Consider the following 12,020-nt stretch of genomic DNA (forward strand, 5'->3'; position numbering starts at 1 on the left):
AATTTATTTCTGAAAAATTTTTTCATGATGCTTCATGAGCATTTTTGTAGGTATTAATCCTACAAGAAGGGGTCTATACGCATATATAGAATATTTCACAGGAATATCCAGCTTTCTACGCCATTTCTTTTTAAGCCTATATTCACAAAATCGATATTTATATTTTCGTTTACCATATGAACCTCTTGATTCATAATAATCAAATAATATATCCCCAAGGTTAAATCCTTTATAACCTTTTTCATATAATTTACACCATAAATCAAAATCTTCCGTCCTTTCAGTTTCGGGACCTGTCGTATATCCCCCAACATCAACCACGGCTTGTTTCCGCATCATTACTGATGGATGGGCGAAAGTTTTTCCAAGATAAATATCAAGAGGTGTTCTTTCACCCTCTTCTATACTTTTCCCCCAAACACCATTATCATCATACATATTTCGGCTCGTGCCTACTATTGCATACTCTAAATGGGAATCTAAAAAATCCACTTGTTTTTCAAATCTGTTTAGATGTGAAATATCATCATCATCCATTCTAGCTATATATTCTCCTTTAGCTATCTTTAAACAGTTATTAAGCGTTGGGGCAAGCCCTGAATTCTTTGGATTGCGTATAAATTTAATTCTATTATCTTTAGCAACCCATTTTTCAATTATTTCAATGCTATTATCAGTTGAGCCGTCGTCACATATAATTAATTCAAAATCAGTAAATGTTTGCTCAAGTATTGATTTAATTGCAGTTTTTATTTTATTAGCTCCATTGTAAACACCCATTATTACCGATATCTTTGGCATTAAACTTCCCCCTCTCTATAATCTTTGTCTTTAGTTAAAATTTCATTTGATGTCTTATCTAACTGAACTTGTGAATATATTTCCTGCATTCTTTGTACAATGTTCCTAATATCAAAAGCTTTAATAGCCTCTTTATTATTCACGTCAATCCTATTCCCATTACACATTAGAACCTTATTAATACTCTTAGCAAACTCTTCAAAATCATTTGGTTTTACTAACTGGCCACTTTCACTATTTTCCATTAAATCTCTATTCCCTCTGATATCTGAACAAATAACCGGTAAACCACATGCCATCGCTTCCATCAAAGCCACAGATAATCCTTCCCTAAATGAAGGAAATACAAAGATCTCTGCTGCCTTACAGATTTCAATTATATCTTTACGATACCCTAATAGCTTCACACGATTCTCTAATCCTAATTCTTTAGACAAGCTTCTTAAATTATCTTCTAAAGGTCCCCGTCCACATATTACATAATAAATAGCTGGATTATTTAACTTTGCTAGCGCTCTAATAACAGTTTCATGATTTTTATTTTTATTAAGTTCACCAACCGATAGAATAATGACAGCATCTTCTGGCAATCCCAGCTCCTTACGTTTCAATGATTTATCTACAAGTATCGTATCAAACCTTTGGGTATCAAGCCCTACTCCAGGAATATACACCACTCTATCCGCTTTAAAAGAATTTTTGGCTCTATTATAGTCTTCTTTATTTATAGTAATAAGTATATCAGTATACTTTGCTAAACATTTTTCGATAGGATAATATACCAACCAATTTATAAGTGGAGCACCTTTGAAAAAATGAAATCCATGTGCAGTGTATATTACTTTTACACCCTGCATTTTCTTACATGCAAGCCTCACACATGCTGAAGCAACAGGTGTGTGTGTATGAATTAAATCATATCCCTCGTTTTTTATAAGCTTTTTCAAATTTTTATATGCTAAATAATTTTTTCTATCCAAGGGAGAGCGTTGGAATTCTATATTGTGTATTTTGCATCCCATTTTAATTAGTTCAGGATTAACCTCTTGCACAATATTAAAGGCCATATCAACCTGATGCCCTTGTTCCACTAAAAGTTGTATATGTGGTATTAAAAAAGTATTTACAGTATTGGATATGGTCGTAACATATAATATTTTCATTTTTAACTCTCTAATCTCCTATCTAGAATTACTTCTAACACCTTCTCCTTATTAACCATGACCAATTATACTCTTATCTTAGAAACAAGTTTTTGTTACATCCGCAATAAACTTGCTATTTACAAAGCTTCTTATTAATTATCTGATTCAATTCCTTCAAAGAATAAATTGAATAATCTTCCTTAACTTCATTCAAATAACTCTTTTCACTATAAACTCCATCCCGATAAATTCTTACAGTCTGTATTGGATAAATAGAACTTATATGAAAATCTTTTTCTGGATTATCTCCAATATAAATCATTTCATTAAATTCAGTGTTTAATTTTTCTTTCATAGTCTCAAATGCCCTAGGGTGTGGCTTCCAGAACTCTCTTCCCAATTTATCAGTGATAATAATTTCATCAAAATAATTACTGGCCTTTATTGCATCTATTTTTTGTTGCTGAGCATTTGCATAACCATCTGTTATAATACCTAAATTTAACCCTTTTTCCTTTAGGCTTTTCAGACATGGTAATACATCCTCAAAAAAATCTATCGTTGGCACATGGTTACGATAAGCTTCTACTAGTTCTAATACATCATTTTGATTATAGATAACTCCAATCATATCAAACATTCTATTAAATACATTTTTAGTATCTTCATTAAATAAGGTTATTAATATTTGATACAGTTCTTGTTCATCTTTTTGAAGTTTTTTACTTAGTAATTTTGAGATATGTTTATAGCCACTTTCGATATACCTTTTCTCAGAGATAAGTGTATCATCTAAATCAAATATAACTGATTTTATCATTTTACTAACTCCATGTTCTCATCTAAACATATACTACTATCAAACCTAATAAATGTAAGGTTTTCTCGATAGTTTTCATTATAGTTTAATGTTTGTCCCATTAATAAGCGCAACAAATTACCACATGAATCTGCACCACTTTGAATACTCATTGGAGCTCCTCCACCGAATCTTGGATTGATTTCAATGTACTCAATCCCCTTCTTTGTCTTCATAAGTTGAACAGTTATATGTCCAGTTGGCTGGAGTGTCTTCATTAATTTAATTACATCATTAATAATCTCTCGATCCTTTACAATCTTCCCTTTTGAAATTTCACCACTACGTGTAGCTATTCTTAATCGTGGAACTACTGTAATTACATTCCCTTGAAAATCTAAAAATACATCAACCGTAAATTCTTCCCCTTCCATAAAATCTTGGGTCAGGGGCTCATTGATAAAACTTTTATATGTCTTTAATTCCGCTAAATTATTTACTTTAAATGTATTAACACTTGAACTTCCAGATTTAGGTTTGATAAATAAAGGAAACTGTATGTTCTCCCCACAAATTAATTCCTCATCTGTATACATTTTTGGAACTCCAAAACCTTCTTCTTCTAAAAATCTTTGTGTATTGATTTTATCCCTGCAAATTTTAATAACCTTTGAATCGGATATCAATACCTTAGCATGCGTTTTTTCCTCAATAAACTCCTTGTTCTCCGCAAGTAGCAATAAATCTGTATCAATCGTTGGGACAATTAACGAAATATTTTCTTGATTACAGATGTTTATAATCTCTTCAATATAATTTGGTTCACTAATTCGTGGTAACTTACAAGTTCTATCTGCAAAATATAGCGCTGGTGCCGTATTAGAACAGTCACCTGCTACAATATTACCTTTAACATTTAAATCTCTCATTGCTTTTTGAAAATGTTGCACTAGCTCTACGCGTCTTCCCGCACTTAAAATTAAAATATTAATTTCTCTCATTATTTTCCCTCACTTTACTACCTTCAAAATATTCCATTGTAGCTGCAGTTTCTGAATTAATTCCTTCTCTAATAAAAACCTTCTTAATTGTTAAAAGGATAATCTTCCAATCCGTAGTAAAACTTACATTATCTACATACTCTACATCGTAATTAAATTTCTCTTCCCAACTAATAGCATTCCGACCATTGACTTGCGCTAACCCTGACAATCCAGGCCTAACTTCATGACGACGCTTTTGATGTTCATTGTATAGTGGTAAATACTGAACTAATAAAGGCCTTGGTCCTATAATTGACATATCACCTTTAAAAATATTAAACAGCCCAGGTAATTCATCAAGTGATGTCGAACGTAAAAACTTACCGAACTTAGTAAGCCTCACACTATCAGGTAATAGCTCACCATTTTCATTTTTTTCATCTGTCATTGTTCTAAATTTATACATCTTAAAAATAGTTCTATTTAATCCAGGTCGCTCTTGTTTAAATAATACCGGACTACCTAACTTTGTTTTTACAAGAAAAGCCACTATAAGGAATACTGGACTAAGCATTATAATAGCAATTAAAGACAGTATAAAATCCATTGGCCTTTTTATAAACCTACCATAGATGCCAACTTTAGAACTCCTCATTATGCTATCCACAACCCTTTAATAATTTTCACAACTTTTTCTAGATCTGCTTCTGTCATCTTCGTATCGCTTGGTAAACATATACCATTCTCAAAAAGTTTTTCTGATACATCTGTACCAACAAAATCATATTTCTCAAAGAATGGTTGCATATGCATTGGCTTCCAAACCGGCCTAGATTCAATATTTTCTTTTTCAAGGGCTTCCATCACATCTATTGGACGGATCTTACCGTTTAGTGTCATAGAACTTAGCCAATAGTTTGGTTCATTCCACCCATTACTAGGCATAAATTCAATTCCTTCAAGATTTCCTAGTTCTCTCTTATAAAAATCAAATATGTATCTTTTCTTCTGAACCCTTTGATCTAAAACTTTAAGCTGTCCTCTACCAATACCAGCAACTACATTACTCATACGATAGTTAAAACCTAATTCACTATGTTGATAATGTCTGGCTTGATCTCTACTTTGAGTAGCCCAAAATCTTACCTTTGAAACTCTTTCTTCATTATTAGAAACGAGCATACCACCACCAGAGGTTGTAATAATCTTATTTCCATTAAAAGAGAAAATACCATAATTACCAAAACTTCCAGTATGCTTTCCTTTATAGTACGTTCCTAAAGATTCCGCAGCATCTTCAATTAAAGTAACATCGTATTTTTTACAAAGTTCAACAATCTTATCCATATCCGCAGAAAGACCATATAAATGGACTACTATAACTGCCTTTACGTTCGGATACTTTTTAAAAGCCTCTTCCAAAGCTTTAGGACACATATTCCAAGTTTCATAGTCACTATCTATGAAAACAGGTGTAGCATTCTGATAAATGATAGGGTTTGCAGTAGCCGAGAATGTAAGTGTTTGGCAGAAAACAATATCTCCCTCCCCTACTCCTGCCGCTTTTAAAGCCAAATGAATTGCAGCTGTCCCAGAAGATAGCGCTGCAGCTTCCTTAGAACCAACTTTTGCGGCTAATTCTCTTTCAAATCCATTTACATTTTCCCCGAGTGGCGCAATCCAATTAGTATCGAAAGCTTCCTTAACATAATGCATTTCATAACCTTCATCACTCATATGTGGTGATGAAAGAAATATTCTGTCTCCCATTTAAAAAACTTCCTTCCCTTAAATTAGTTTTTAAGATTAACTTTATTATTTGCAATATCTAATAATCGTTCTCTTATTTCTTCTTTACTAATTCCTTCAAAATCATTCATAAACTGCCTTAAAATCCCTTGATCAATTAAAACAGCTTTTCCTATATGAATTTTAGGGAATATTTGCTCTGGATGAATCTCACCTTCATTTAATAACTCTTCATACATTTTCTCGCCTGGTCTTAATCCAGTAAATTCGATTCCAATTTCCTCAATAGAATAACCCGAAAGAGTGATTAAGTTTTTAGCTAAATCAACAATCTTCACTGGATCTCCCATATCGAGAACAAATAACTCTCCACCTCTAGCTAATGTACCAGCCTGAATTACTAACCTAGAAGCTTCTGGTATTGTCATAAAGTAACGAATCATATCAGGGTGAGTAACTGTTACAGGTCCGCCTTTTTGAATTTGCTTCTTAAATAGTGGGATTACACTTCCCCTACTTCCAAGAACATTACCAAATCTAACCGCAACAAAACGCGTACTAGTACTTACAGATGCCATATGTTGCACAATCATTTCTGCAAATCGTTTTGTAGCCCCCATTACATTTGTCGGATTTACAGCTTTATCTGTAGAAACCATAACAAACGTATTCACTTTAAACGTATCTGCTGCTTCAGCTACATTTTTCGTACCAAAAATGTTATTTTTAACAGCTTCTTCTGGATTACGTTCCATTAAAGGAACATGCTTATGTGCAGCCGCATGATATACAATATACGGTTGATGCTTCTTCATTATTTCAAAGATTTTATGACGATCTTGAATATCAGCAATTTCTGTTGTTATTTCCACAGAATCTTTATAAGTGACTCTCATTTCCATCTCAATATTATAAATACTGTTCTCACCATGTCCTAAAAGAACAATTTTAGCCGGTTTATATTTCATCACTTGGCGACAAATTTCTGATCCAATTGATCCACCAGCGCCTGTTACTAAAATTGTTTTACCTGTAATCTTCTCTCCAATTCCTGCATCATCTAGCTTTATTGGTTCTCTCCCTAATAAATCCTCTACTTGTACATCACGGAATTCATTAACAGAGAGTTTTCCATCTAAAAGATCTTCAAGCATCGGTACAATTTGCGTTTTCGCCTTTGTCTTTCTACACTTCTCAAAAATTTCATTGATTTGACTTCTATTTAAAGAAGGAATAGCGATGATAATATGTTCTATATCATTATCTTCTACAATTTCTTGAATATGATTTGTTGTTCCAACAACTGGAACATTATAAATCTCCAATTTTTGCTTATTTCTATCGTCATCAACAAACGCAATTGGATATAAATCTGCTTCTTTATTATGTTGTAATTGACGTACTACCATCGTTCCTGCTGAACCCGCACCAATAATTAATGTTCGTTTTTTATTAGTAGCTTTTGTAATATATGTATCACGGAACATACGCCATACGAAGCGAGAACCGCCAATTAATAGTAAATGCAACATCCATGCGATTGCTAAAATTCGAACATAAATATCGTGATTAATAATTTGTTGAACAATTGCTGTTACTAGAATTGATAGCGTAATCGCCTTAAATATTTGCTTTAGCTCTCCAATACTTGCATATTCCCACGCCTTGTTATACAACTTATAAATAGCTGCAAAAACATGATGACTACACAATAATGTAATAGAACTAATAACTACTGTCATAGGAATTTTGTTTAATACATTTGGATGTATAAACCAATAACTTAAATACACGGCAGTTAATACGATAAATGAATCTAATAAAATTAATAATGAGAGCCGTCTTCGATAACTCAATATACCTGTTCCCTTCTTTATATAATTCTTATCTTATTCATAATAAAAAAGGACATTCTCTTATGAATGGACCTCTTCCTTTTTTACAAGTTCCTTCATATACTTCATTAACTCTACATTTAATTCTTCATTTTGTAGCGCCATCTCAATCGTCGTCTTAATAAATCCAAACTTCTCCCCAACATCGTAACGCGTACCCTCAAAGTCATACGCAAATACACGTTGAACTTCATTTAATCGTTGAATGGCATCTGTTAATTGGATTTCTCCACCCGCACCTGTTTGTTGATTTTCAAGGAACATAAAAATTTCTGGCGTTAATACGTAACGTCCCATAATTGCTAAATTTGATGGTGCAGTTCCTTGAACTGGCTTCTCCACAAATTGACGTACTTGATAACGGCGATCGCTTTGTTCAATTGGATCGATAATACCGTAACGATGTGTTTCGTTTTCAGGTACTGTTTGTACACCAATAACTGACGACTGTGTACCTTCATATTGATCCATTAATTGACGTAAACAAGGCGTTTCTGCTTGCACAATATCATCACCAAGTAATACAGCAAATGGTTCGTTTCCAATAAACTTACGTGCACACCATACTGCATGCCCTAGACCTTTTGGTTCCTTTTGTCTTATGTAATGAATATTAATTTTTGAGGAAGCTTGTACTTTTTCTAGCATCTCATGCTTCCCTTTTTCTAGTAAGCTTTGCTCCAATTCAAAGGAATGGTCAAAATGATCTTCAATGGCACGTTTACCTTTTCCAGTAACAATAATAATATCTTCAATTCCTGATTCTATCGCTTCTTCTACTATGTATTGAATTGTCGGTTTATCAACGATAGGTAACATTTCTTTCGGCATCGCTTTCGTTGCTGGTAAAAACCTTGTCCCCAGTCCAGCAGCTGGAATAATTGCTTTTCTTACTTTTTTCAAATCTAGTACCCCCAAAAATAAATTATTATATTTATATGTAACAATAACAAAAACCCTACCTATGGAGTCATAGTTATAACTCCATAGGTAGAGTTTCTATTAGAAATAAATTATGGGCATCTAACCCATCCTCACGTCATACTCCCGACGACAAGCGTCTAAGGTAGGTTCGAAATAAAAATTTCTACCCACAGCACGACCGAGTGCCCCCATTGATAACGGTTAGGAGACATCACCCATTCTTTATTTAAAAAATACCGAACAATTTTTTACGGCGAATTTGTTCTGGATCTTCTTTATAAATTGCTTTCCCGCTAATTAATAAATATGGATTCTCTTTCAAATCACTCATAACACTCATTCCAAATTCTTTCTCAATTAGTTCATAGCTTTCTGCTAAATGAAATCCTCTCGACGTCGTGTTATGCGCATCTGATGCGATCATATGTGTTAAATTATGTTCCACAAGCTGTAGTGAGAATTTTTTAATCTTTTTACCAAACTTTCCAAGCAAACTACCTGCTGTCACTTGTGTTAATGCACCTTTATTTACAATGTTATATAACTTATCTGGTCGCTCGATTAACTCGGCATTACGTTCTGGATGAACGATAATTGGAATCATTCCCTTTACACGTAATTCGTATAATAATTGTTCGGTATAACGAGGTACGTGATTTGATGGGAATTCAATGAATATGTATTTATTTGTTTCATTTAAAGTAACGATTTTACCAGCCTCATAGTCTTCTAATAAATCACCATATAACCTGACCTCTTGCCCCGGTAAAATAGTAAGTGGAATATTATGTTGTTGTAGTTCATCATTTAGTTGTTTTATGTGATGAATAATTGAGGTACGTTCATTTACATATTTGCCATTTTGATGGTGCGGCGTTGCGACAATTGTATGTATTCCTTCTGAAACGGCTTGTTGCGCCATGGCTAAACTATCTGTTACTGTCTGTGCACCGTCATCGATACCAGGTAAAATGTGACAATGTAAATCTATCATTTGTTTCATCCTCCCTCTCTCCTATAAAGATCTTTTTTCCCTTGAATATGAGATATCGCTCATATTCAAGGGAAAAAAGGAGATATGTTTCAACCATATCTCACTCTTTTAATTAGTTTGCACCGTAATAATAATATAAGCCTTCTTCACGTTTACGATCATTCAGAACAACGCCCAACAATTTACCTTTAGCTGATTCTAACAATCCTTTTGCTTTTACCGCTGTTTCTTTCTCTGTTGATTCACTACGAACAACAAGAATAGAAGCATCACATACATTTGCCATAATTTGCGCATCGGTTACAGCTAAAATTGGCGGCATATCAAAAATAACTAGATCGTACATACTATATGCTTGTCCAAGAAGTTCTTTCATTGATTTTGAACCTAACAATTCGGCCGGGTTTGGCGGGATTGGACCACAAGCTAAAAAGTGTAAATTGTCTACAGATGTCGTTTGTACACATTTTTCTAAGCGTTCACTATGTGTTAGTACGTTCGTGAGTCCAAAAATGTTATCTACTTGGAACATTTGATGCATTGCTGGTTTACGCATATCTGCATCAATTAATAATACTTTTTTTCCTTGTTGAGCAAAAACAACTGCCATATTCGCTGTCGTAGTCGTTTTTCCCTCACTCGGGTTAGCAGATGTTACCATTAATGAATGTAAATTCGTATCAATAGCTGCAAATTCAATATTCGTTCGAATATTACGATATTGTTCTGAAATTGGTGATTTCGGTTGTTGATGAGCAATTAATTGACGGCGTTGACGATGATTCTTTTTCTTTTTAAATAAATTAAGAGCCAATTGTTTGTCCCCTCACTTTTCTTGATGATGGAGCGTGTGATTTCACGTTCATTGTTTCTTCATCCATACGAGCTACAATTCCTAATACTGGTAAGCCAAGTAAGTTCTCTACATCTTCTTCTTTTTTAACCGTGTTATCTAAGTATTCTAATAAGAATGCAAGACCAACTGAAGCTATTAAACTAACAATGAAAGCAATCGCTACATTAAGCATAGGCGCTGGCTTAATTGGAGATTGATTTTCTGCAACTTCTGCTTTAGATAATACTGTTACGTTATCGACATTCATAATTTTTGCAACTTCACCTTTAAATACATCTGCAGTTGCATTAGCAATATCACGAGCTAGTTTTGGATCTTTATCCTCAGCTGTTACAGAGATTACTTGTGAATCCTTTTCATTTGCAACATTAATCTTTCCTGTTAGCGCTTGAGATGTCATATTTAAATTTAATTTTTCATTCACTTGTTCTAAGATTACTGGACTTTTAATGATAACCTTATATGTATTCGTTAATTGAATATTCGTTTGAATTTCACCAGCTTGGAACATTGCACCCTCTTGTTTCTTCTGGTTAACAAGAATTTGCGTCGAAGATTGATAGATTGGTGTCATGAAGAAAAAGCTAATGATAGCACTTACAATAGCTGCACCAAAGGCGATTACGAGGATCATTGCTAAACGTTTTTTTAAGATATGAAATAACTCTTTTAAACTAATTGTTTCTTCCATAGGTTCCTCCAACTTTCTAAAATTTACACATAGGAAAAATTATAACATATAAATCTTACATTTTTTATTTTTAATAATTCAGTTCTATATTTGTTCACAAGAAACAAGTTTAATCTTACAAAATAATCTTAAATATGACAACACATTCCAATGATTTCCCAAAAATTTTATCATATCATGCTTTTTACAATGTATAACTTGATAAATAATTTTCAGACAACAAAAAAGCCAACATTTTTTGTCGGCTTTTCATATTTTAGTAATAACCATACTGTTCTTTTTCTTCTCTTTTATCGTTCAAAACAACACCTAGTAGTTTTCCTGATGCTTTATCTAATATTTGTTTCGCTTTTACGATTTTATCTTTTTCCGTCTTTTCACTTCGTACAACGAGTACAATTCCATCACATTTATTCGCAAGTATTTGTGCATCTGTAACCGCAAGGACAGGTGGTGTATCAATTAATATAATATCAAACATGTTATACGCTTCTAGCAACGCCTCGTCCATTGCCCGACTCCCTAATAGTTCTGCTGGGTTTGGCGGGATTGGACCTGCTGCCATTAAATATACGTTCTCTATATCTGTTTTTTGAATGCATTGCATAAGTTTTGCTTGTCCTGATAATAAGTTTGTTAACCCATTCGAACTATGAATGGCAAATAAGTTTTGTATCGTCGGCTTACGCAAGTCAGCTCCAATTAATAAAACTTTCTTTCCTTGTTGTCCGAAAACAACTGCTAAGTTTGCGATTGTTGTTGTTTTCCCATCACCTGGATCTGCTGAAGTAACAATGATAGAACGAACATGATTATCTACAGATGTAAACTCAATGTTTGTACGAATGTTACGGTATTGTTCTGTAATACGCGATTTAGGCTCTTTATGTGTAATTAATTGTCGTAATGGTTTTCTTTTCTTTCTCCCGAACATATTCATAATCTCCTTTTGTGAAATGCGACATTTCCCTTTTCTCTCTTTTATGCTCGATTTCATACGTTTAATTAATTTTCTTGCTGATTTCCCCACATTTCATCATAATCAATAACATTCTACTTTGTCTTATTTAAGTACCTTAACAATATGACAATGCCCTTATTTCTTTATTACCTTTATCACTTATCCTGTTTTCTAGATAAATAATAAAGTAAGTATATGGTAATTCCCATCTATTTACAAGTT

12 protein-coding genes are annotated in these 12,020 nt (G+C 33.3%); all 12 read right to left on the reverse strand.

All coding sequences use genetic code 11. The features are described 5' to 3' along the window. Positions 1–3: 3 nt before the first annotated feature. The gene (locus JFU02_RS18025) at positions 4–801 is read right to left on the reverse strand and encodes a glycosyltransferase family 2 protein (protein ID WP_079246199.1); all 798 of its coding nucleotides are present in this window, start codon (positions 799–801) and stop codon (positions 4–6) included. Further along, a complete protein-coding gene (locus tag JFU02_RS18030) occupies positions 801–1,964 on the reverse strand; it encodes a glycosyltransferase family 4 protein (RefSeq protein WP_098317790.1) in 1,164 nt (387 codons plus the stop codon). Before JFU02_RS18030 ends, JFU02_RS18025 begins: the two co-directional genes overlap by 1 nt. Before the next feature lie 115 nt (positions 1,965–2,079). Further along, positions 2,080–2,766: an HAD family hydrolase gene (locus JFU02_RS18035; RefSeq protein WP_000597761.1), complete on the reverse strand. Its 687-nt coding sequence runs from the start codon at positions 2,764–2,766 to the stop codon at positions 2,080–2,082. After that, on the reverse strand, positions 2,763–3,746 hold the full coding sequence (locus JFU02_RS18040) for an ATP-grasp domain-containing protein (RefSeq protein ID WP_201071391.1): 984 nt from the start codon (positions 3,744–3,746) through the stop codon (positions 2,763–2,765). Before JFU02_RS18040 ends, JFU02_RS18035 begins: the two co-directional genes overlap by 4 nt. Further along, positions 3,733–4,383, reverse strand: a complete 651-nt coding sequence (locus tag JFU02_RS18045) for a sugar transferase (RefSeq protein WP_098317788.1) — start codon at positions 4,381–4,383, stop codon at positions 3,733–3,735. Before JFU02_RS18045 ends, JFU02_RS18040 begins: the two co-directional genes overlap by 14 nt. Continuing rightward, positions 4,383–5,498, reverse strand: coding sequence for a DegT/DnrJ/EryC1/StrS family aminotransferase (locus JFU02_RS18050; protein WP_079246202.1), 1,116 nt, complete (start codon positions 5,496–5,498; stop codon positions 4,383–4,385). Before JFU02_RS18050 ends, JFU02_RS18045 begins: the two co-directional genes overlap by 1 nt. Positions 5,499–5,521: 23 nt before the next feature. After that, positions 5,522–7,333 (reverse strand): polysaccharide biosynthesis protein, encoded by a 1,812-nt coding sequence (locus JFU02_RS18055; RefSeq protein ID WP_079246203.1) that lies wholly within the window; start codon positions 7,331–7,333, stop codon positions 5,522–5,524. 60 nt (positions 7,334–7,393) lie between these two features. Then, positions 7,394–8,275: a UTP--glucose-1-phosphate uridylyltransferase BpsC gene (gene bpsC, locus JFU02_RS18060; protein WP_079246204.1), complete on the reverse strand. Its 882-nt coding sequence runs from the start codon at positions 8,273–8,275 to the stop codon at positions 7,394–7,396. Positions 8,276–8,522: 247 nt separating this feature from the next. After that, positions 8,523–9,290, reverse strand: a complete 768-nt coding sequence (locus JFU02_RS18065) for a tyrosine-protein phosphatase (RefSeq protein WP_079246344.1) — start codon at positions 9,288–9,290, stop codon at positions 8,523–8,525. Positions 9,291–9,402: 112 nt separating this feature from the next. Beyond that, complete coding sequence (locus JFU02_RS18070) at positions 9,403–10,104, reverse strand: CpsD/CapB family tyrosine-protein kinase (protein WP_079246205.1); 702 nt, start codon at positions 10,102–10,104, stop codon at positions 9,403–9,405. Continuing rightward, positions 10,094–10,837: a YveK family protein gene (locus tag JFU02_RS18075; protein ID WP_098317787.1), complete on the reverse strand. Its 744-nt coding sequence runs from the start codon at positions 10,835–10,837 to the stop codon at positions 10,094–10,096. The genes JFU02_RS18070 and JFU02_RS18075 overlap by 11 nt, the downstream gene beginning before the upstream one ends. A 256-nt stretch (positions 10,838–11,093) precedes the next feature. Next, positions 11,094–11,771: a CpsD/CapB family tyrosine-protein kinase gene (locus tag JFU02_RS18080; RefSeq protein WP_000467945.1), complete on the reverse strand. Its 678-nt coding sequence runs from the start codon at positions 11,769–11,771 to the stop codon at positions 11,094–11,096. Between the last annotated feature and the right edge of the window lie 249 nt (positions 11,772–12,020).

Source organism: Bacillus sp. TH13, from assembly GCF_016651175.1.
In the GTDB taxonomy this organism is placed as follows: Bacteria; Bacillota; Bacilli; order Bacillales; family Bacillaceae_G; genus Bacillus_A; species Bacillus_A thuringiensis_S.